Origin of the sequence: Brevundimonas sp. NPDC090276, from assembly GCF_044772165.1 — a bacterium.
Lineage (GTDB): Bacteria > Pseudomonadota > Alphaproteobacteria > Caulobacterales > Caulobacteraceae > Brevundimonas.
On record NZ_JBIVYK010000002.1, the window covers coordinates 1,081,615 to 1,102,800 of the forward strand.

20 protein-coding genes are annotated in these 21,186 nt (G+C 67.1%); 8 read left to right on the top strand and 12 right to left on the bottom strand.

Going from position 1 to position 21,186, the window contains the following annotated elements:
- Positions 1-16: 16 nt before the first annotated feature.
- Positions 17-469: a MarR family winged helix-turn-helix transcriptional regulator gene (locus ACIQTU_RS11070; RefSeq protein WP_400546631.1), complete on the bottom strand. Its 453-nt coding sequence runs from the start codon at positions 467-469 to the stop codon at positions 17-19.
- A 129-nt stretch (positions 470-598) separates the two neighbouring features.
- Between ACIQTU_RS11070 and ACIQTU_RS11075 the strand changes: the two genes are divergently transcribed.
- Positions 599-1,840, top strand: coding sequence for an acyl-CoA dehydrogenase family protein (locus tag ACIQTU_RS11075; RefSeq protein ID WP_400546634.1), 1,242 nt, complete (start codon positions 599-601; stop codon positions 1,838-1,840).
- Positions 1,841-1,959: 119 nt separating this feature from the next.
- Here the strand turns inward: ACIQTU_RS11075 and ACIQTU_RS11080 are convergent, their stop codons facing one another.
- Genes ACIQTU_RS11080 through ACIQTU_RS11095 form a run of 4 tightly spaced genes read right to left on the bottom strand, consistent with a single transcriptional unit; the run spans position 1,960 to position 5,004 of the window.
- Positions 1,960-2,724, bottom strand: coding sequence for an SDR family NAD(P)-dependent oxidoreductase (locus ACIQTU_RS11080; RefSeq protein WP_400546637.1), 765 nt, complete (start codon positions 2,722-2,724; stop codon positions 1,960-1,962).
- On the bottom strand, positions 2,721-3,611 hold the full coding sequence (locus ACIQTU_RS11085) for a hydroxymethylglutaryl-CoA lyase (protein ID WP_400546640.1): 891 nt from the start codon (positions 3,609-3,611) through the stop codon (positions 2,721-2,723). Before ACIQTU_RS11085 ends, ACIQTU_RS11080 begins: the two co-directional genes overlap by 4 nt.
- Entirely contained in the window at positions 3,608-3,976 is a 369-nt protein-coding gene (locus ACIQTU_RS11090) for a DUF6285 domain-containing protein (protein ID WP_400546643.1), read from the bottom strand. Before ACIQTU_RS11090 ends, ACIQTU_RS11085 begins: the two co-directional genes overlap by 4 nt.
- Positions 3,973-5,004, bottom strand: coding sequence for a phosphotransferase family protein (locus ACIQTU_RS11095; RefSeq protein WP_400546646.1), 1,032 nt, complete (start codon positions 5,002-5,004; stop codon positions 3,973-3,975). The genes ACIQTU_RS11090 and ACIQTU_RS11095 overlap by 4 nt, the downstream gene beginning before the upstream one ends.
- A 105-nt stretch (positions 5,005-5,109) precedes the next feature.
- Between ACIQTU_RS11095 and ACIQTU_RS11100 the strand changes: the two genes are divergently transcribed.
- The 3 genes from ACIQTU_RS11100 (at position 5,110) to ACIQTU_RS11110 (ending at position 9,195) form a co-directional block, all read left to right on the top strand.
- Entirely contained in the window at positions 5,110-6,261 is a 1,152-nt protein-coding gene (locus tag ACIQTU_RS11100; RefSeq protein ID WP_400546649.1) for an acyl-CoA dehydrogenase family protein, read from the top strand.
- A 98-nt stretch (positions 6,262-6,359) separates the two neighbouring features.
- A complete protein-coding gene (locus tag ACIQTU_RS11105; RefSeq protein WP_400546652.1) occupies positions 6,360-6,854 on the top strand; it encodes a MarR family winged helix-turn-helix transcriptional regulator in 495 nt (164 codons plus the stop codon).
- Positions 6,855-7,020: 166 nt separating this feature from the next.
- On the top strand, positions 7,021-9,195 hold the full coding sequence (locus ACIQTU_RS11110) for a TonB-dependent receptor (RefSeq protein WP_400546655.1): 2,175 nt from the start codon (positions 7,021-7,023) through the stop codon (positions 9,193-9,195).
- Positions 9,196-9,375: 180 nt separating this feature from the next.
- Here ACIQTU_RS11110 and ACIQTU_RS11115 read toward each other — a convergent pair whose 3' ends face one another.
- Both ACIQTU_RS11115 and ACIQTU_RS11120 read right to left on the bottom strand, forming a co-directional pair.
- Entirely contained in the window at positions 9,376-10,536 is a 1,161-nt protein-coding gene (locus tag ACIQTU_RS11115; RefSeq protein ID WP_400546658.1) for an alpha/beta fold hydrolase, read from the bottom strand.
- Positions 10,533-11,123 carry a VOC family protein gene (locus ACIQTU_RS11120; protein ID WP_400546661.1) on the bottom strand — a complete coding sequence of 197 codons (591 nt, stop codon included), beginning with the start codon at positions 11,121-11,123 and terminating at the stop codon, positions 10,533-10,535. The genes ACIQTU_RS11115 and ACIQTU_RS11120 overlap by 4 nt, the downstream gene beginning before the upstream one ends.
- A gap of 125 nt (positions 11,124-11,248) precedes the next feature.
- Between ACIQTU_RS11120 and ACIQTU_RS11125 the strand changes: the two genes are divergently transcribed.
- The 4 genes from ACIQTU_RS11125 (at position 11,249) to ACIQTU_RS11140 (ending at position 15,351) form a co-directional block, all read left to right on the top strand.
- A complete protein-coding gene (locus ACIQTU_RS11125) occupies positions 11,249-12,556 on the top strand; it encodes an acyl-CoA dehydrogenase family protein (protein WP_400546664.1) in 1,308 nt (435 codons plus the stop codon).
- Complete coding sequence (locus tag ACIQTU_RS11130) at positions 12,553-13,023, top strand: MaoC family dehydratase (RefSeq protein ID WP_400546667.1); 471 nt, start codon at positions 12,553-12,555, stop codon at positions 13,021-13,023. The genes ACIQTU_RS11125 and ACIQTU_RS11130 overlap by 4 nt, the downstream gene beginning before the upstream one ends.
- A 93-nt stretch (positions 13,024-13,116) precedes the next feature.
- Positions 13,117-13,605 carry a flavin reductase family protein gene (locus ACIQTU_RS11135; RefSeq protein ID WP_400546670.1) on the top strand — a complete coding sequence of 163 codons (489 nt, stop codon included), beginning with the start codon at positions 13,117-13,119 and terminating at the stop codon, positions 13,603-13,605.
- Between the two features lie 57 nt (positions 13,606-13,662).
- Complete coding sequence (locus tag ACIQTU_RS11140; protein ID WP_400546673.1) at positions 13,663-15,351, top strand: sulfatase-like hydrolase/transferase; 1,689 nt, start codon at positions 13,663-13,665, stop codon at positions 15,349-15,351.
- Between the two features lie 119 nt (positions 15,352-15,470).
- Here ACIQTU_RS11140 and guaA read toward each other — a convergent pair whose 3' ends face one another.
- The 5 genes from guaA to guaB all read right to left on the bottom strand — a co-directional run bounded on the left by guaA (position 15,471) and on the right by guaB (position 21,120).
- Complete coding sequence (gene guaA / locus ACIQTU_RS11145; protein WP_400546676.1) at positions 15,471-17,033, bottom strand: glutamine-hydrolyzing GMP synthase; 1,563 nt, start codon at positions 17,031-17,033, stop codon at positions 15,471-15,473.
- Positions 17,030-17,764 carry a 5'-methylthioadenosine/S-adenosylhomocysteine nucleosidase gene (locus ACIQTU_RS11150; RefSeq protein ID WP_400546679.1) on the bottom strand — a complete coding sequence of 245 codons (735 nt, stop codon included), beginning with the start codon at positions 17,762-17,764 and terminating at the stop codon, positions 17,030-17,032. The genes guaA and ACIQTU_RS11150 overlap by 4 nt, the downstream gene beginning before the upstream one ends.
- Positions 17,761-19,188, bottom strand: a complete 1,428-nt coding sequence (locus tag ACIQTU_RS11155) for an RsmB/NOP family class I SAM-dependent RNA methyltransferase (protein WP_400546682.1) — start codon at positions 19,186-19,188, stop codon at positions 17,761-17,763. Before ACIQTU_RS11155 ends, ACIQTU_RS11150 begins: the two co-directional genes overlap by 4 nt.
- Positions 19,189-19,200: 12 nt before the next feature.
- Positions 19,201-19,593 carry an MAPEG family protein gene (locus ACIQTU_RS11160; RefSeq protein WP_400546685.1) on the bottom strand — a complete coding sequence of 131 codons (393 nt, stop codon included), beginning with the start codon at positions 19,591-19,593 and terminating at the stop codon, positions 19,201-19,203.
- A 69-nt stretch (positions 19,594-19,662) separates the two neighbouring features.
- On the bottom strand, positions 19,663-21,120 hold the full coding sequence (guaB, locus tag ACIQTU_RS11165) for an IMP dehydrogenase (protein ID WP_400546688.1): 1,458 nt from the start codon (positions 21,118-21,120) through the stop codon (positions 19,663-19,665).
- Positions 21,121-21,186 lie beyond the last annotated feature (66 nt).

The following is a 21,186-nucleotide window of genomic DNA, read 5'->3' on the forward strand; positions in this document are numbered from 1 at the left end:
TGTCAAGAAATTTGACTTAAGCCGTTTCCAGTTCCGCGGCAGACCTCGCGTCCAGTCCGCCGAGGAAGGCGCGCAGACCCTCGCGCATGACGCCCAGTCCTTCGGCGCCCACGGCCTGTTCCAGCTCGGCTTCCAGCTCGCGCAGAATCTTTTGCGCGTCGTCGCGGATGGCGTGGGATTCGGGGGCGAACTGGACGATGCGGGCCCGCCGGTCGGCGGGATCGGGGACCAGTTCGACCAGCTTGTTCTCGACCATCTCCGCCAGAAACTGGCTCATGGCCTGACGCGAGATGCCCAGGTTCTCGGCCATGCGCGCCGCCCGCGTCTCGCCGTTGGCGACATTGACCAGGACCAGCGACTGGGTGCGGCTCAGCTTACCCCAGCCGCGGGCGTCCAGCCGCGACTGCAGTTGCTCGTCGAACCAGTAGACGGTGCGGACGAGATCGAGCATCAGGAGCGAGCGAGTCATAGGGCCAGTCTCGCCGCCCCGCGCCTTCGGGGAAAGCCCGAAAACGGCGTCATGTCGATTTTTAGTCAACTTACTTGACATTTATCGCGCCACATCGCGAACTGGACCTCCCACGAGGGAGGATAAAACATGACGAGCGAAATGCTCGCGGACCGGCGCATTCCTGCCGGAAACGATTTTCTGGCGCCCGACGCGGTCGCCGCCCTGACACCGGCCGAGCTGACCGCGCGGATCACGGCGCTGAAACCGATGATCACCGCCGCCTCAGCCGAGGCCGAGCGCCTGCGCCGCCCGGTGGACGAGGTGTGGAACGCCCTGCGCGCCACCGGCTATTTCTACATGTACGTGCCGCGTCGCTTTGGCGGGCTGGAGTTCGACCCCCAGGCCTATATCGACGCCACCCTGGCCATCTGCGAAGCCTGCCCCTCGACCGGATGGACGGCCAGCTTCGCCGCCGAGCACAACTGGCTGATCGCCCAGTTCCCGGAACAGACCCAGGCCGAGGTCTGGGGCCGCACCCCCTATGTCATCGCCCCCAGCGTCGCCGCCCCTCCGGGCAAGGCCGTGCGCGTGGACGGCGGCTTCCGCATCTCGGGCCGCTGGAAGTTCGGCACCGTCGTCATGCACGCCGACTGGGTCATGCTGAACGCCATGGAGGACAGGGGCGAGGGCCAGCCGCCGGTCGTGCGGATGATGCTGGCGCGCGCCGAGGACGTGAAGGTGTTGGACACCTGGTTCATGAGCGGCATGGCCGCCACCGGCTCCAACGACATTGTCGCCGAAGACCTCTTCATCCCCGAGGCCTACAGCTTTGTGGTGTCGGAGGTCCGCACCGGGCGCGGCAACGGCTCGCGCATCCACGACAACCCGCTCTACGCCGCGCCCATGCTGCCGCAGTTGTGCGTGACGGCGGCCCTGCCCTCGGTCGGCGCGGCTCGAGCGGCAGTGGAGTTGGGCCGCCAGCGGTTGACGGTTCACACCAAGATGGGCGGCCAGTCGACCCAGGTGGACAAGCCCGCCGCCCAGATGCGTCTGGCCCGCGCCGACCTCATGGTGCGCTCGGCGGAACTCTCGATCCGCCAGGCCGCCGACGAAAACCTGACGCTCTCGGCCCTGAGCGACGAGGAGCAGCTACCGCATCGTCTGCGTCTGCGTGCCCAGATCGCCTATGCCGTCAGCCAGTGCCTGGAGGCGGTGCGGACCTGCTGTGACTCGTCCGGGTCGGGCATATATGCGCTCGACAATCCGATGCAGCGCATCCTGCGCGACATCGAGGTCATGGCCAGCCACATCGTCTACGACATGGACGTGTCCACCGAACTGCATGGTCGCGCGATGGTCGGCCTGGCGCCGAACTCGCTGCTGACCTGAGCCCCGACGACTTCTCCGAAACTCTCCACTCGGGGGCCGTTCGCGGCCCCCTCTTTTTATGGACCGCCCATGAAAAAGGGGCCTGCAAAGGCCCCTCCTCCGATCCGCCATCAGCGCCGTCAGTCGATGTGCTGGCCGTCGTCGATCTGGATCACGGCGCCAGTGGCGTAGGCGGCGGCGTCCGAGGTCAGGTAGCTGATGGTCGGCGACAGGGCGTCGATCGGCATCAGGCGCTTGCGCGGCAGCTTGGAGATCATCTTCTGGCCCGCCTCGCTGGTGAACCACTCCTCATTGATGTCGGTCAGCATATAGCCGGGGCAGACGACGTTGACGCTGATGCGCGCGCGCGACCACTCATTGGCCAGGGCCCGGCCCAGCATGACCGCCGAAGCCTTGGACGCGCAGTAGGCGACCAGACCGGTCAGGGCGTGCAGGCCGCCCATTGAGGCCAGGATGACCACCCGACCGCGTTCGGACCGACCGCTGGCCAGCAGACGACGCCCGCCCTCGCGCGCGGTCAGGAAGACGCCGCGGCTGTTCACCGCCTGGATCTGATCGAACTCTTCGATAGACAGTTCCGTCGCCGGGCCGTCGGCGTTGACGCCCGCATTGGCGATGACGGTGTCGACCAGTCCGAACCGCGCCTCGGCGGCGTCATAGCCGGCGATGACCGAGGCCTCATCGGAGACATCCATCGACACGGCCAGGGCCTCGCCGCCCGCCGCCTCAATCTCGGCTACCAGGGCGGCCAGACGGTCGGCCCGGCGCGCGGCCAGAACCACCCTGGCCCCGCCCCGCGACAGGACGCGGGCGAACTCAGCGCCGATGCCGGAGGACGCGCCGGTGATCAGGGCCACGCGGCCCTCATGCGTCAGTTGGGTCATGCTTTCCTCTCACGCGCGGACAGCCAGGCGCGCGTCATGGCGCTGGTCCGGGTGCGTTGCAGTTTTTCATTGAGCCAGACGGCGGCGTCGCAGACCGCGTCGATGTCCACCGCCATCTGGCCGTTCAGGGCGTAGGCTACGTCCTCGGTGGCGACATTGCCCGCCGCCCCCGGCGCGAAGGGACAGCCGCCGGTGCCGCCGATGGAGGCGTCCACGGTCACCGCCCCGGCGGCGACCGCCGCCACGGCATTGGCGACGCCCGTACCGCGCGTGTCATGGAAATGGACCCGGACCGGCAGGGGCCGCACGGCTTCGACGACCGCCGCGACCAGAGACGACACCTCGTCCGGGCGGGCCACGCCGATGGTATCGGCCAGGGCGATCTCCAGCGGACCGAAGGCGGCCAGGCGACGCGCCATATCGACCACGCGCAACGGATCAACGGCGCCCGACAGCGGGCAGCCGAAGGCGACGGAAATCGTCACCTGGGCGTCGCGGCCTGCGGCCCTCGCCTGTTCGATGACGCGCCCGGCCATGGCGATGCCGGCGTCGACGTCCAGACCCTGATTGGCCGTGCCGAAGGCATCCGAGGCGGCGACGACAATGCCCAGCTCATCGACGCTGGTGGCCAAGGCCCGGCCCGCGCCGCGCTCGTTCAGAACCAGACCGATGGTGCGCACGTCCTCCCGTTTCGCCAGGGCGGCGATCACCGCCTCGGCGTCGGCCATCTGCGGCACCAGCTTGGGGTTAACGAAGCTGGCGACCTCGATCCGTCGCGCGCCGGCGGCGACCGCACGCGCAATAAGTTCGACCTTGTCGGCGGTCGACAGGATGGTCTTTTCGTTCTGCAAGCCGTCGCGCGGCGAGACCTCGACCCATTCGATCATGACTGGCTGTCCTTCGGCGCCGCCAATTCGTGGCGATAGCGCGGCTGGTCGATCGCCAGCGTGTCGAGCGCCAGGCGGCGCAGATGGTCGAAGACGGCGGGATCGTCAGCGCTGACGCTCCCGTCGCGCAAGGCTTCGGCCAGGGCGAGGTTCAGCGTGGCATAGTCGCCGTCCACGCCCAGAATCGCCTGCATCCGGGCGACGGCGGCGGCTTCGGCGGCGGGCCATTGGGCCAGTTCGCGCGACACGATGCCGAGCGCATTGGCCGCCACCTTGCGGTGGAAGCCGTCCGATGAGGTGCCCCCCCCTTCCAGCCAGGCCGTCGTCGCCGCCAGCAGTTCGTCCTTGCGCGGTCCCTCGATCATCGCGACGCCTCCATCAGGGCCAGAAGATCGACTTCGCATTCGCTGAGACGCCGGCCGATCACGGCGCGCTCGACCGACGCCGACGCGCCCGAGGCGAAGGTGCGGTACATCATCATCGTCACCACGGCCCATTTGAACGTGCCGACCGCCTGCCAGAAGCGCACGCGCTCGACCGACGGCGGCTCGCCGCCCGCGTCGCGATAGGCGTCCAGCAGGACCTCCAGATCGGCGAAGCCGCCCACCACCCGATGCGTCACGCCAAAGCGCCAGCTGTTGACGCATAGCCAGCCCAGGTCCTCAGCGGGATCGCCCAGGTGGGCCAGCTCCCAGTCGAGAACCGCAGCCAGCCCCCGCTCGGGGTCGACCATCAGATTGCCGTTGCGGAAGTCGCCGTGGACCAGACGCGGTGCGACCGGCTCGGGCAGTCGCGCCTCCATCCACTTCAGCGCCGCCTCCATGACCGGGCGCGGGCTGGTGCTCTTGCGATAGATGTCGGCGTAGCGGTCCAGCACGGCGCGGGCGTCCTGCACCTCCAGCGGCGGCAGGCTGGCCGGATCGACGGCGTGGATCTTCGCCAGGGCCTCGCCGCACTGACGGCCCAGTGTCTGGCGGGCCAGAGCGAAGGAGGCGTCGGCGGCGATGCGGCGACCTAGGGTATCGCCCGTAACCCGTTCGACCACATAGGCCTCGCCCAGACCATCGGCCTCGACGCAGTCGCGGACCAGACAGGCGACAGGAACGCCGCCCTCCTCCGCCGCCTTCAGCAGCCGGGCTTCGACCGGCAGAGGCAAGGAGGTCTCAAACACCTCGGCTTCGCCGCCCCCGCCACGTCGGCGTAGGATCAGCGGACGCGGACGGCCCGTGCCCTCCACGTCGAAGGCCCAGGTTTCCAGACTTGCGCCGCCGGTCAGGCGGCGCAGGCCCGTCACGCGCGCGCCGCCGGAGGCCAGCGCCGGCGCCAGCACATCGAGCCGGGCCTGGACATGCTCGGCCGGGTCGGATGCAGATGCGGATTGAGATGCAGACATGGGGAATGGATGACCGAAGCCATCGATCTTTGTCAAATAGATTGACGTTCATCGCGCAACCGGCACAGGATGAAACCTACCCTCAGTTCCAGTTGCGAGCCCCCGATGAGCGCCCACGCCGGTCCCTCCGCCTACACCCAGGAAGACGTTGATCTGTTCCGCGAGGGTCTGTCGAAATTCCTCGACGCTGAATGCTCGCCCGAGGTGATCGAGGCCTGGAACCACAACAAGATCGTGCCGCGCGACATGTGGACCAAGGGCGCCGAGTTTGGCCTGCTGGGCCTGTCGGTTCCTGAGGAATACGGCGGCATGGGCGCCGACTTCCGGCACGAACGCGTGGTGATCGAAGAGTTCGGCGCGCGCGGCATGGAGGGCTGGGGCGTGCCGCTGCACAACATGATCGTCGCCCCCTATCTGATCGCCTTCGGCACAGAGGCGCAGAAGGCGAAATGGCTGCCGGGCGTGGTCTCAGGCGAGATCGTCCTGGCCATCGCCATGACCGAGCCGGGCACAGGATCGGACCTGCAGGGCATCCGCACCCGCGCGCGTCTGGACGGCGACGAATGGGTGCTCAACGGCCAGAAGACCTTCATCTCCAACGGCCAGACGGCGGACCTGATTCTGGTGGTGTGCCGTACCTCGGACAACGGTTCGCGTGGCATCTCCCTGATCGCGGTCGAGGGCGACCGGCCCGGATTCGTGCGCGGCCGCAACCTCGACAAGATGGGCCGCGCCGCCCAGGACACCTCGGAGCTCTTCTTCGAGGACGTGCGCGTCCCCGCCTCCAATCTGGTCGGCGAGGTCGAGGGCAAGGGCTTTGGACAGCTGATGCAGATGCTGCCGCAGGAGCGCCTCGGCATCGCCGCCATGGGGCTGGCGATTCTGGAACGGGCGCTGAAGCTGACGGTCGAATACACCCGCGAACGCCACGCCTTCGGCAAGCCGCTGATGGAGTTCCAGAACACCCAGTTCACCCTGGCCGACATCAAGACCAAGGCCGTCATCGCCCGCAGCTTCATCGACGCCTGCACCGAAAAACTGATCCGCAGCGAACTGGACGCGGCCACCGCCTCCATGGCCAAACTGTGGATCACGGAAACCGAACTGGACGGGGTCAACCGCTGCCTGCAGCTGTTCGGCGGCTACGGCTACATGAACGAGTACCCGATCGCACAACTGTACAAGGACGCCCGCATCGACACGATTCACGGCGGTGCCTCGGAGGTCATGAAGCTGCTGATCGCGCGCACGCTTTAGGGCAGAAGCGATGAGACCGCAGCGCGAGTCAGGCTAGACAGGTTTCCGCTTGGCGCTTCACGGGCGACGAAGGCATAACATCGGTTCGGGAGCCCTTCATGATCTTCAAATCCGACTACCTGATCGTGCCCTTGCTGGCCGGTTTCGAATGGTTCGACGAGAGCCTGCAGATGAGCCTGCGCGAAGCGGGCTGGCCGCACCTGACCCGACCCGAGTCGATGGTGATGATGCATGTCCAGATGGATGTGGTGCGCCCCGCCGACATCGCCCGCAGCCTGCGCCTGACCCGTCAGGCGGTGCACTCGACGATCAACTCCCTGGTCGAACGTGGCGTCTTTGAAATGGCGGACGACCCCACGGACGGCCGCATCCGCATCGTGCAGCTGACCCCGATGGGCAAGGCCATGCGTCAGGACGCGCGCAAGATCGTCGAGCACCTGACCCAGGAGCTGAGCCGTCGCATCGGCGCCCGCCGCGTCAAGGCGTTGAACGAGGCCTTCGCCGGTGATTGGGGCGCCCCCATTGTTCACGCCTTGCCGGCAAGCGAATCCAAAGCGCCGGCCTTTCGTCAGGCTCAGGACAAAAAACAGTAAAGTAACTTGACGACTTTCCCGGAAAGGGATTGTCTACTTTCTTGACAATGAGGGCCACCAAGAGCCCCGGTCAGGGAGGAACACGAAGCGACCGTCGCCAAGAGCGGCGCGCACCTCCTCGTCGCCAATCAAGCCTCAATGATGAGGCCGCATGGGGAGGAAAGACATGCGCTACAAATACCTGATGCTGCTGGCGTCCAGCAGCCTGGCGCTCGGCTCGGCCGCTCACGCCCAGAACGCTGAACAGACCCCGACCGCCGATCAGCCGGCCACGGCGATCGGCGAAGTCCTGGTCACCGCGCGCAAGCGCACCGAACGCCTTCAGGACGTGCCGATCTCGGTCAACGTCACCAGCGGCGAGGAACTGGCCAGCCAGGACGTTCGCAACCTGGAGGCCCTGTCGGGCTCGGTGCCCAACCTGCATATCCAGGCCACGCCGGGCAACAACGCCATCTACATCCGCGGCATCGGCTCCTCGCCGGGCAACCTGGCCTTCGAGCAGTCGGTCGGCCTGTTCGTCGACGGCGCCTACGCCGGACGTGGCCGCCAGTTCGCCGCCCCCTTCCTGGACGTGGCCAGCGTCGAGGTCCTGCGCGGCGCCCAGGGGGCCCTGTTCGGCAAGAACACCGCCGCCGGGGCCATCAACATCACCTCGAACGGCCCGCGCGCCACACGTGAACTGGCGACCACCGTCACCGGCACGATCGACGGCGACAACGGCTATGAGATCACGCAGATCGTCTCGGGCCCGATCACCGACAAGCTGCTGGTCCGTCTGGCTGGCAAGTACAGCGACAACGAAGGCTGGCTGGAGAACACCACCACCGGCGACCACAATCCGGGTCGTGAGGACCTGATCGGTCGCGCCGTCATCGACTATCTGGCCAGCGACACCCTGTCCTTCCGCCTGAAAGTCGAGGGCGCCAGTCAGGACCTGACCGGCCAGCCGATGAGCAGCGTAGGCCCCGGCGGCGCCAAGTCCTTCACCCGCGCCACCACGCCGGGCGTGCCGGACTTTGACAACACCAACAGCTTCAACAGCGTGCTGACGGTCAACAAGGACTTCGACAACGGCGTCACCCTGACCGCGATCACCGCCTACTCGGCCTTTGACTACGACAAGCAGATCGACAGCGACTTCGTCGCTGCGCCCCTGCTGCGCACCATCTTCCAGGAAGAGTTCAGCCAGATATCCCAGGAGGTCCGCCTGACCTCGCCCAACGACGGCGCCCTGACCTGGATCGTCGGTGCCTATGCGCACCGCAACGAAATCGACATGCATCAGAATTCCAGCATTCTGATGGGCCCCTTCAACGGCGCCAGCGACCGTCTGTTCAACCAGACCAACGAGAGCTACTCGATCTACGGTCAGGCCACCTACGCCTTCAATGACCAGTGGAAACTGACCGCTGGCCTGCGCCAGACCTGGGAAGACAAGGCCGCCGACCAGACCCGCGCCACGACCGGCGCCGTCCCGCCGTCCTGGGTCAACACGCCGCTGAAGGGTCAGCGCGAGGAGAGCCAGCTCGATCCCTCGGTGCAGGTCCAATACGTCCTCGACCGCAACGCCATGTTCTACGCCTCCTACGCCAAGGGTTCGAAGGCGGGCGGCTTCGTCGGCGCCCAGTCGACCGGCGGTCAGGACGCCTTCGAGTTCGAGGGCGAGACCTCGCAGTCATTCGAGGTCGGGACCAAGCTGACCCTGCTGGACGGGCGCGCAACTCTGAACCTGGCGGCCTACACCTCCAAGTTCGAGGACCTGCAGGTCTCGGGCTTCAACGCCGCGACCAACGCCTTCATCACCACCAACGCCGCCAGCGCCAAGAGCCAGGGCGTCGAGGCCGAGGGCACGCTGCGCCTGCATCCGTCGGTCACCCTGTCGGGGTCGGTCGCCTACAACGACGCCAAGTATGATTCCTATCCGACCGCGCCCTGCGTCTACAAAAACGGCGTGGCCCCGCCGGCCAACTGCGTCGAGGACATCGGCGGCGTGCGCCTGCCCCGCGCGCCCAAGTGGTCGGGCGCCCTGACGCTGAACGTCGATCATCCGCTCGACAACGGCATGCGAGTCCAGGCCGACGCCACCGTGCGCGGCCGCAGCGGGACCTATCTGGAAGAGAACCTGAACCCCCTCTCCTATCAGGAAGGCTTCTCGAAGGTGGACCTGCGCCTCGGCCTGGTCTCGGCCGACGATCGCTGGACCCTGGCCCTGATCGGCCGCAACCTGACCAATGAATGGACGGCGTCCCACTCATACGGAACGCCCTTCCTGGCGGGCTCGCAGACCTACGTGGTCGATCCTGGGCGGGTCGTCTCGGTCCAGTTGGGCCTGCGTTACTGATCCCGTCCTCGTCCGGGGCTTGATCGGGGCTCCAGACAAAAACTCGCCGGAGCGGTCCCCCCGACGCTCCGGCTTTTTTCTGCCCGCTGTCCGCTGTCCGCTGTCCGGCACGCGCCGGGCAAAAGAAAACGGCCAGTCCCGCGAAGGACCGGCCGTTGTCGTCTCGACCGCGTCGGTCGATCAGAAGGTGGCGTTAAGCCACTCCACGAAGACGTCCGCCGATTCCGCCGCCTTGTCGGGCTGACCGGAATAGTAGTGGTTGGCGGCCTTGATGACCGCGTGGGTCTGGGGTGCCTGGACCGCGGCCGCCATCAGGCGGGCTGCGTGGCTGGGGGTGCAGGCGTCGTCGGCGCTGTTCTCGATGACCAGCATGGGCACTGTGATGCGCGCCGCGCACTTCAGACCGTCGGCATTGGAGTCGTCATACGACCATTGCGACATCCACGACCGCAGGGTCGAGAAGCGCGCCAGTCCGACCGGGCCGTCGTTGACCACCACCGGGTCGCCCAGCATGCAGTAGTTGGGACGGCGGTCGCTGGGCTCCAGCGTCTCGTCGATGAAGCGCGGGTCGGCCATGGTCCCCTGCACCACGAAGCCGCGCTCGTGGTTGTGCAGACCGGCGGCCTTCAGCTCGGCCAGCTGCGCCTTCACCCAGGCGGTGATGCGACGGTTGCGGGCCACCTGGGCGGCGCGATAGCGGGCCACATATTCCGATGAATAGGGCGCCTGATTGGGGTTGGCCGGGTCGTAGATGTTCAGTTCGGGATCGCGGTCGAACGGGCGGGTCTCGTCCGTCACCGAAGGGTCGATCCACTCGGTCAGGGTCAGGTTGCGCGACAGGTGGGCCGCCAGAAGGGCGATGCCGTCCGCCGGGATCAGATTGGCCTTGGTCAGGTCGATCGGATCGCCCGCCGGGGTCTGGGTCACCGTCGGGTTTTCGGCTTCCGCCTGATAGAAGAGCGACAGGGCGCCGCCACCGGACCAGCCGCCGAGGATCACCTTCTTGTAGCCCAGACGCTCCTTCGCATCGCGGACGCAGGCGCCCAGATCGAGCGCGCACTTCTCCATGATCAGGGCGTTGTCGATGCCCCGATAGCGGCTGTTGCAATAGATGACGTGGACGCCCTGCTTGGCCAGGGCCGCCGGCAGGGGCAGCCAGGCGCCGCCGCCGATCGGATGCATCATGATGACGACGGTGTCGGATTCCGTGTCCGGCCTCAGCAGGTGGGCCTCCAGCGCAACCGAGCCCTCGGCGCCGCCATAGGTGTCCTTGAAGGTGGCCTGCTCCTGGAAGACGATCAGGTAGGGAATACGCTGGTACTTCTTCTTCACGGCGCTCATCCCTTCAGCTCCGACTGGGGCTTGCCGCGGCGGTCCAGAGACTCGGCGCCGAACTTGGCTTCCTTTTCCGCGCGGGTGCGGGCCGACCAGTCCTTGATGAGCTGCGGCAGGACCGCGCCTTCCTCGGCCAGGATGCGGTCGTGATCGGCGGTGCGGCAGGTGACTTCGACCTGGATGCCGTTGGGGTCGTACATATAGACCGAGCGGACGAAGTGATGCTCGACCGGGCCCAGGCAGCTGACGCCATGCGAACGGATGCGCTGCTGGATCTCCAGCATGTGCGCCTCGTCACGCGCCTGCAGGGCGATGTGCATGTCGAAGCTGTCCTTGCGCTGGAACCAGTCGGCGTCAGCGGTCGAGGGCGCGTCGAAGAAGGCGACGAAATTGCCGTCCTCCATCTCGAAGAAGATGTGCATGTAGGGCACCGGATCGCCCAGGCCCGGCACCTCGTCCAGGACGATGCCCGCCGAGGCCTTCAGCCCCAGCACGTCCTCGTAAAACCAGCGCGTCTGCTCGGCGTCGCGGCAGCGGAACGCGGCGTGATGCAGCGACTGCAGGCCGCTGGGGGGAGACGATGTCGTGCCCATGGATCCGTCCTTCCTGACGTTTCTTATGTTGAAATCACTCCATACCCGCGCCCGATGTTTGTCAAATTGCTTTACGTTATTCGACAGCGGGCCTAGGCTCGGTCCAACGATAAGGAGGAGCCGAAATGGACTTCGAACTGCCCGCCGAACTGACCGGCTATCTGGCGGAACTGGACGCCTTCATCGCGGCCGAGATCGCTCCGCTTCAGGCGCAGGACGACAACGAACGCTTCTTCGACCACCGCCGCGAATGGGCCCGCACCGACTATGATCGCGGCGGCCTGCCCCGCCACGAATGGGAGGATCTGCTGGCCGAGGCCAAGCGTCGCGCCGACAAGGCGGGCCACCTGCGCTTCGCCCTGCCCGCCGAGTTCGGCGGCAAGGACGGCTCCAATCTGGCCATGGCCGTAATCCGCGAGCACTTCGCCGCCAAGGGCCTGGGCCTGCATAACGACCTGCAGAACGAGCACTCGATCGTCGCCAACTATCCGCAGGTGCTGATGTTCCGCGACTTCGGAACCCCGGCCCAGCGTGAGGAATTCATCGGCGGTATTCTGAACAACAAGCGCTCGGTCTGCTTCGGCCTGACCGAGCCCGACCACGGTTCCGACGCCACCCACATGGAGACCGTGGCCGTGCCCGAGACCCGCGACGGTGTCGCCGGCTGGCGCATCGACGGCGAGAAGATGTGGACCACGGGCATGCACGTCGCCACCCACGTCATGGTCTTCTGCCGCACCTCGGGCAAGGCGGGCGACGCCGACGGCATCAGCTGCCTGCTGGTTCCCGCCGAGGCGCCGGGCGTCAAGGTCGAGGAGTATCTGTGGACCTTCAACATGCCCACGGACCACCCGCGCGTCAGCTTCACCAACGTCTGGGTTCCCGCAGACGCCATGTTCGGCCCGGCCGGCGGCGGGCTGACCCTGGCCCAACATTTCGTCCATGAGAACCGCATCCGTCAGGCGGCCTCGTCGCTGGGCGCCGCCGATTTCTGCGTCAAGCAGAGCGTGGCCTACGCCCGCGCGCGCAAGCCCTTCGGCAAGCCGCTGGCCGCCAATCAGGCCATCCAGTTCCCTCTGGTTGAACTGGCCACCCAGGTCGAGATGCTGCGCCTGATGATCCGCAAGACGGCCTGGGAGATGGACCGCATGTCCAAGCCCGAGGTGGCGACCAAGCTCTCGGACCGGGTCTCCATGTGCAACTACTGGGCGAACCGTCTGGTCTGTCAGGCGGCGGACACGGCCATGCAGGTTCACGGCGGCATGGGCTATTCGCGCCATACCCCGTTCGAGCACATCTATCGCCACCACCGCCGCTATCGGATCACCGAGGGCGCGGAGGAAATCCAGATGCGCAAGATCGCCGCCTGGATGTTCGGCTTCGCCGGCCCGAACAAGATCGCCCGCGAACCCAAATCGGGTGACAAGGCGTGAGCCTCATCGTCGCCTTCAGCGACCTGCCGGACATGGCGGGTCGCGACCTCGGCGTGTCCGACTGGCTCAGCCTCGACCAGCCGCGCATCAACCGCTTCGCCGACGCCACCGACGATCATCAGTGGATCCACGTCGACGTCGAGCGGGCGACCCGCGAACAGGGCGGGCCCATCGCCCACGGTTTCCTGACCCTGTCGCTGCTGCCCCGGTTGCAGGACGACCTGTTCCACATCCAGGGCGCGGAGAAGGTGCTGAACGTCGGCGTCAACAAGGTGCGCTTTGTCTCTCCCGCTCCGGCGGGCGTGCGCGTGCGTCTGCGTCAGACGGTGGCGGCGATCGAGGCGCGCGCCGGCGGCTGGCAGATCACCAGCGACTGCGTCATCGAGGGCGAGGGCCTGGAGAAGCCTCTCTGCGTCGCCCAGAGCGTCATGCTGGCCCTGCCGGCGTCAGACGCGGATGCGGCCTAATTAGTAAAGTAACTTGACATATATTTCCCCGGTCGCAGTATCGGGGAAACCATGCTCGGCAACAGGGCAGGTCTACAGGGAAGGACGACGGCCATGGACAATGATCTGGCGCCCGCGCTGAAAAGCGCCCTGCGCAATCTGGTGCGCTCGGTCGTGGTCGTCACGGCCCAGGTCGACGGCCAGCCCTTCGCCATGGCGGCCACCGCCGTCAGCGAGGTCAGCATGGACCCGCCCTCCATGCTGGTCTGCATCAATCGCAACGCCGCCATCTTCCAGGCCATCGACGCCGGGTCGGACCTGATGCTGAACGTGCTGAGCGCCGACCATGAAGCGGTGTCGCGCGCCTGCGGCGGCGGCGTGCGCGGCGGCGAACGCTTCGCCATCGGCCATTGGCAAGAGGCCGCCGAGGGCCGCCCGCCCTTCCTGCGCGACGCCTGCGCCGTCATTCATCTGCAGCAGGCCAACGTGGTCGATCACGGCAGCCACCGGGTCGTCATCGGCGATGTCCTGTCCGTGACCCTTCCTTCGGCTCTGCCGCCGCTCGCCTATTTCGACGGCCGCTACGTGCAGGTGGCCGCCTGACCTGACAGATCGCCCAAAAGCCGCACAGAACGGCAGGGTTCATAGTGGAGTAGAGACATGACCAGGATCGACCGCCGTTCCCTGCTGGCCGGCATGGCAGGCGTCAGCGCCGCCGCAAGCGCCCCGCCTGTCCGCGCCCGCCCGCAAACGCCGCGCGATCCATCCAGGCCCCTGAACATCCTCTTCATCGTCACCGATCAGGAGTTCGGGCTGCAGTCCTATCCCGAGGGCTTCCTCGATCACCTGCCCGGCCACCGCGCCCTGCTGGAACGCAGTCTGCATGTGCGCAACTATCATGTGCACACCACGCCCTGCACGCCGTCGCGCGCCGTCATCTACACCGGCCAGCACACCCAGAAGACCAAGGTCTATTCCAACGCCGAACAAGGCGCCGTCCTGACGCCCGAGATCGACACCCTCGGCGACATGATGCGGGCGGCGGGCTACTACACGACCTACAAGGGCAAGTGGCACCTATCGAAGCTGCCCACGGCCGCGCCGGGCTTCCAGCGCGAGTTCCCCGACACCACCGACGCGATGGAGCCCTTCGGCTTCTCCGACTACAACTTCTACGGCGAGGAAATCGGCCTGACCTGGGCCGGATACCGCACCGACCGCGCCGTCACCGGCGACGCCGCCATGCTGATCGAGCAACTGGCGAAAAAGCCCGAGAAACGCGAGGACAAGCCCTGGTTCATGGCCGTGAACCTGGTCAATCCGCACGACATCATGTTCTACGACGCCACCGGCGAGCAGGCCGAGACGCGCGCCGTGTGGAACTTGGCCGGGGTCATGCGGGCCGAGCCGGGCGATCCGCTGTATCAGACCGACCTGGGCTACCCCCTGCCGCGCAGCTTCCATCTGGATGACCTGTCGACCAAGCCCGAGGCCCATCGCGGCATCTCGGCCCTCGACGTGAAGACCTATGGCGCCATGCCGCGCGACAACGAGGCCGCCTGGCTGCGCTTCGTAAACTATTACTGCAACTGCATCCGCGACGTGGACCAGAACATCCTCACCCTGCTGTGGGCGCTGGAGCACTCGGGCCAGATGGACAACACCATCATCGTCTATACCTCGGACCACGGCGAGCGGGCCGCCGCCCACGGCATGCGCCAGAAGGGCGGCACCATCTACCGCGAGGAAACCAACGTCCCGATGTTCATCGCCCACCCCGACGGCGTGCGCGGCATGACCACGGATGCGGTGATGAGCTCGGTCGACATCGCCCCCACCCTGCTGGGCTTCGCCGGCAAGGATGCGGCCTGGAGCAAAGCCGCCTTCCCGCAACTGGTCGGCCACGACCTGTCGGGCCTGACGCGCACGCCGACGTCCCGCACGGCCCGCGACGAGGAGGGCCACCTGTTCAACTACGGCGTCCTGCTGTCGTGGGAGCGGACCAATAAGAACTACCTCGACCGCCCCGTCTTCGACCTGTCGAAGCGGCGCGTGCATCGGGGCGTATTCGACGGCCGCTACAAGTTCGCCCGCTACTTCGCGCCGGGCGAGCACCATACGCCTGTGACCTGGGAGCAGTTGACCGCCCACAACGATCTGGAACTCTACGACACGGCCAGAGATCCCGAGGAAATCGTCAACCTGGCCGCCCGGCCCGAACGCCACAAGGCCCTTATCCTGCGCCTCAACGCCATGACCAACGCCCTGATCGCCCGCGAGGTCGGCGAGGACCGCGGCGGCGAATACCCCGGCCCGATCGAGCAGTACAACAGACTAAGCCTAGCCTAGCCCCAACTTCATATTGGGTCCGCCATCGGAAAATGACCGCAACATAGAAGAGGCCCTTCGTCCTCCATCGAAGGGCCTCTCCAATTCAGCTGTTCGTCAGAACAGCTGCCTGAGCTGGATCACTCCCACTCGATGGTGCCGGGGGGCTTCGACGTCACGTCGTAGACGACGCGGTTGACGCCGCGGACTTCGTTGATGATGCGCGTGGCGGTCTTGGCCAGGATGTCCCAGGGGAACTGGTAGAAGTCGGCGGTCATGCCGTCGGTCGAGGTGACGGCGCGCAGGGCCAGGACCTTTTCATAGGTCCGGGCGTCGCCCATGACGCCGACTGTCTTGACCGGCAGCAGGACGGCGAAGGCCTGCCAGATGTCGTCGTAGAGACCGGCCTTGCGGATTTCTTCCAGATAGATGGCGTCCGCGTCCTGCAGGGTAGCGACCGCTTCCGGCGTGATCTCGCCGGGGATGCGGATGGCCAGGCCCGGCCCCGGGAAGGGGTGGCGTCCGACGAAGGCGTCGGTCAGGCCCAGTTCGCGGCCCAGGGCGCGGACCTCGTCCTTGAACAGTTCGCGCAACGGCTCGACCAGCTTCAGCTTCATGAAGTCCGGCAGGCCGCCGACATTGTGGTGGCTCTTGATCACCGCCGAGGGGCCGCCCGAGGCCGAGACGCTCTCGATCACGTCGGGATAGAGGGTGCCCTGGGCCAGGAACTCAGCGCCTTCGATCCTGGCGGCCTCGCGGTCGAAGATCTCGATGAAGACGCGGCCGATGGTCTTGCGCTTGGTTTCCGGGTCGGAAATTCCGGCCAGCTCGCCGAGGAATTCCTTCGACGCATCAACGTGCACCAGCGGGATGTTGTAGTGCTCGCGGAACAGTTCCGTGACCTGCTTGGCCTCGTCCTTGCGCAGCAGGCCGGTGTCCACAAACACGCAGGTCAGCTGATCGCCGATGGCTTCGTGGATCAGGACGGCGGCGACGGAGCTGTCCACCCCGCCCGACAGGCCGCAGACCACCTTGGCCGAGCCGACCTGCTCGCGGATCTTGGCGATCTGCTCGTCGCGATAGGCGGCCATGGTCCAGTCGCCGGTCAGGCCGGCGATGCCGTGGGTGAAGTTCTTCAGGATCACGGCGCCGCGCGGGGTGTGCATCACCTCCGGGTGGAACTGCACGCCGTAGATCTTGCGCTCCTCATTGGCGATGGCCGCATAGGGCGCGCCTTCCGAGGTGGCGATGACATGGAAGCCTTCGGGGATGGCGGTGACGCGGTCGCCGTGGCTCATCCACACCGTCTCGCGGTGATCGACGGCGCCGATGCCGGCGAACAGCGGGCTCTCGCGCGTGATGACGATCTCGGCGCGGCCGAACTCGCGATGGTGGCCGCTCTCGACCTTGCCGCCCAGCTCGGCGCAGATGGTCTGTTCGCCGTAGCAGATGCCCAGCACCGGCACGCCCGCCTCGAACAGGGCGTGGTCAGCCTTGGGGCTGTCGGCGTCGGTGGTCGAGTTGGGGCCGCCCGACAGGATGATGGCCTTGGGCGCCACCGCCTTCAGCGCCTCGCCCGCCTTGTTGAACGGATGGATCTCGCAATAGACGCCGGCTTCGCGCAGGCGGCGCGCGATCAACTGGGTCACCTGACTGCCGAAATCGACGATCAGGACGGCTTCATGCGTGTGGGGCGCGGTCATGAGGGCTCAGAATCCGAAGCGGGCGTTGATGGGGCGGGTTCTTGACGGGTGAAGACGTCGGGATCAAGTCGCGATGCAGGAACATCGGCCAAAGCGGCGAGGCCCTGCGTCGTCAGCACCTCGGCCAGACGGTCCCAGGCCTCGGCCAGGTTGGCGTCGACCAGATGCAGGGTGGAGGTCCAGTCCTCCAGTTTCGTCAGCTCGCTCTTGCCGTCGCTGACCCCGCGCAGCGCCACCAGAGGCACGCCGAAGGTCTGGGCCACGCGCAGTAGGGCGAAGGTCTCCATGTCCACCATCTCGGCGTCGATAGCGTCATAGGCGGCGCCGGAAACCACATTGGCGCCGGTCGACAGGGTCGCGGTCGGCACGCCGGGGATGGGGCAAGGCAGGGGCAGGACGGCGGGCAGGTCCAGCAGCGGCGTCTTGCCCTTCTCGAACCCCAGCGGGCTGGCGTCCATGTCGCGATAGCTGACGGAAGAGGCCTGATAGACCGCCGCGTGCTCCAGATCGCGCGACCCGCACGAGCCCAGCGAGACAATCAGGTCCGGCAGGGCGTCGTCCGCCTCCAGCCGCGTCAGGGCGGCGGTCAGGGCGATGGCCCCCTCGACCGGGCCGATGCCGGTCATCAGGGGCGTGATACGCGCTTGGAGCGCCGCGCCGTACTCGGCGGGCGCCGCCATGACCGGCAGGACCGTCAGGCCATAGATGTCTTCTGACCGCCCGTCGCTCATGCCGTCCGCTCATAGACGGCGGCGAAGAAGCCGTCGGTGCCGGTCGAGGCCGGCGACAGGCGCAGACGATGACCGCCCTCGGCCAGAGCGCCCAGACGCTCGCGCGCCGCGTCGGTCAGGTTTGCCGCCTTCAGGGCCTCGGCCACCGGGACCGGGGCGAAGGCGGGGTTGTTTTCCTCGAAGGCGTCAGCCGTGGCCTCGTTCTCGCCGCGCAACATGGAGCAGGTGACGAAGACCAGACGCCCGCCCGGCTTCACCAGCTCGGCGGCCCGGCCCAGGATCTGGACCTGCAGGGCGTGCAGGCGCTCGACCTCGGCGGGCTTCAGACGCCAGGCGTCCTCGGGGCGACGACGCCAGGTGCCCGAGCCGCTGCACGGCGCGTCGACCAGGACCACGTCGGCCTGACGCACCAGATCCTCGACACCCCCGCCGTTCTGACCCAGCAGACGCAGATCGGCGGAGACGCCGGCGCGGGCCAGACGCGGACGGATGTTGTCCAGACGCTTCTGCACCACGTCATAGGCGAACAGGCGGATCCCCATCTCGACCGGCTTGGCCTTGGGCCTGGGCTGGACCACAGCCCCCTGCCCGTCCCCGCCGACCGGCGACCAGACAGCGACCGGAGCGGCGGGCGCCTCGGCCACGACAGCCTGGGTCGCCACCGGCTGGCCCAGCATGGCCAGACCCAGGGTCTTGCCGCCGCCGCCGGCGCAGTAGTCGACGACGGTCATGCCGGGCTGAACGCCCGTCAGCCAGCAGGCGACCTGACTGCCTTCGTCCTGAATTTCGATATGGCCCTGTTTGAAGGCCTCCAGCGCCTGGACGTTGGGCGGCGGCTCGGCCGACAGGCGCAAGCCCGCGGCCGACCAGGGCGCGCGCTCGGGCGACAGACCGGCCTCGACCAGTTCGGCCTCGACGCCGGCGACGGTCGTTTTCGCGAGGTTGACGCGCAGGTCGATCGGCGCGCGCGGCGCCATCAACTCGTGGGCTTCCTCGATCCAGCGGTCGCCGAAGGTGGTCTTGAAGTCCTCGACCACGAACTCGGGCAGGCCGGCAGCGACCCAGCCCGGCAGTTCGCCGGGGGCCGAGGTGATGCGGCCGCGCTCCTGCTTGGACAGCGGACGCGGGCCATAGCCCTCGCCCGAGTGCAGGGCCTCGATCTCGTCCAGCGGCAGGCCGTCGATCAGCGACAGCGAGCCGATGACCAGGGCGCGACCGTCTTCACGCCCGCCCATGGCCCAGACCAGACGGCCCCGGGCGCGGATGACCTTGTAGACGCGGTCGGCGATGGCGCGACGATCCTTGGACCCCGCATAGCGGTTGGCGGCGCCCCAGGCCTTCAGCACCACCTCGGCCGGCTGGCGGCTGTGGGCGATGCTGTCGAGGACGGAGGCGGCGGCGGCGAGGCGGGCTGCAGGGGTCAATCGGGTCTCGGATCAGATGAAAAGGGCCGCGAAGATCATGATCAGTCCCGCGAGCGAGACCAGCCAGACCAGCGACCGGATGTAGGGCACGCCAAGGGCGTAAAGCGGGATATAGGCGACGCGCGCCCAGAAATAGAGGGCGACGCCCCACAGGGTCAGGGCGCTCTCCGCGCCCGTGACGTGAGCGATCAGGACAGCGCCGATGAACAGCGGAAGGGTCTCATAGAGGTTGGTCTGGGCTCTTTCGAGGCGACCGACGACAAGGTTATGCGACGGCGGCGTCTGATCCCGAGCCCCGGCGTTCCAGCCAATGCCGAACTCCAGCGTCCGTCCTGCGGCGGGCAGAAGCACCTGCACCAGGGCCAGGACCAGCGTCGCGACCAGATAGGTCAGTTCAGTCGTCACGCCCCGGCCCTCCGCAACCAGTCAAAACGAAACCGCTCCCGATCCGAAGACCGGGAGCGGATCAGGGGGTCAGCCCTGACGATAGTTCGGCGCCTCGCGCGTGATCATCACGTCGTGGACATGGCTTTCGCGCAGGCCCGCATTGGTGATGCGCACGAAGCGAGCGCGTTCCTGGAAGTCCTTGATCGTGGCCCCGCCGACATAGCCCATGGAGGCGCGCAGGCCGCCGACCATCTGATGGATGACCGGTGCGATCGGCCCCTTGTAGGCGGTCTGGCCCTCAATGCCTTCCGGCACCAGCTTCTCGGACGAGACTTCCTTCTGGAAGTAACGGTCCGCCGAGCCCGCGCCCATGGCGCCGACCGAGCCCATGCCGCGGTACGACTTGTAGCTGCGCCCCTGGTACAGGAAGACCTCGCCCGGCGATTCATCCGTCCCGGCGAACATCGAGCCCATCATGGCGACGCTGGCGCCGGCCGCGATGGCCTTGGCCATGTCGCCCGAATACTTGATGCCGCCGTCGGCGATGACCGTGGCGCCCGTGCCCTTGGCGGCGCGAGAGGAATCCATGATGGCCGTCAGTTGCGGCACGCCCACGCCCGCGACGATGCGGGTGGTGCAGATCGAGCCCGGGCCGATGCCGACCTTCACGGCGTCGGCGCCCGCGTCGATCAGGGCGCGGGTGGCGTCATAGGTGGCGACGTTGCCGGCGATGATCTGAAGGCGGTTATTCTCGCGCTTGATGCGCTCGACCACCTGGGCCACCGAAGCCGAGTGGCCGTGGGCGGTGTCGATCACCACCACGTCGGCGCCGGCTTCCGCCAGAGCCATGGCGCGCTCGTAACCGGCGTCGCCGACCGTCGAGGCGGCGCCGACCAGCAGGCGACCCTGCTCGTCCTTGGCGGCGTTCGGGAAGGCCTGGGCCTTCTCGATGTCCTTCATCGTGATCAGGCCGACCGCGCGATAGTCCTCATCGACGACGATGACGCGTTCGATCTTGCGCGTGCGCAGCAGGTTCCACGCCTCTTCACGACCGGCGCCTTCGCGCACGGTGATCAGATCGCCGGTGGTCATCAGGGCCGAGGCCTTGATCGACGGATCGCCTTCGAAGCGCATGTCGCGGTTAGTCAGCATGCCGACCAGCTTGCCCGTCGCCGGGTCGACCACCGGGAAGCCGGTGATCTTCTTGGCGGCGACGATCTGGCGAACCTCGCCCAGGGTCGTGTCGGGCGAGACGGTCACCGGGTTGATGACCATGCCGCTTTCATAGCGTTTGACGGCGCGGACCTGCTCGGCCTGCTCCTCGATGGTCATATTGCGGTGAAGCACGCCCAGACCGCCGGCCTGGGCCATGGCGATCGCCAGACGGCTTTCGGTCACCGTGTCCATGGCGGACGACAGCAGCGGGATGTTCAGTTTGATGTTGCGCGTCAGCTGGGTCGAGACATCCGCCATCGCAGGCATGATCTCGGACGGGCCGGGTTCGAGCAAAACATCGTCGAAGGTGAGGCCTTCGCGTATCTCCATGGGGGAGTCTCCGTTTTGCGGGCCGCGTATAACGCCCCATGGCATGGAACCGCAACCCCAACCCAG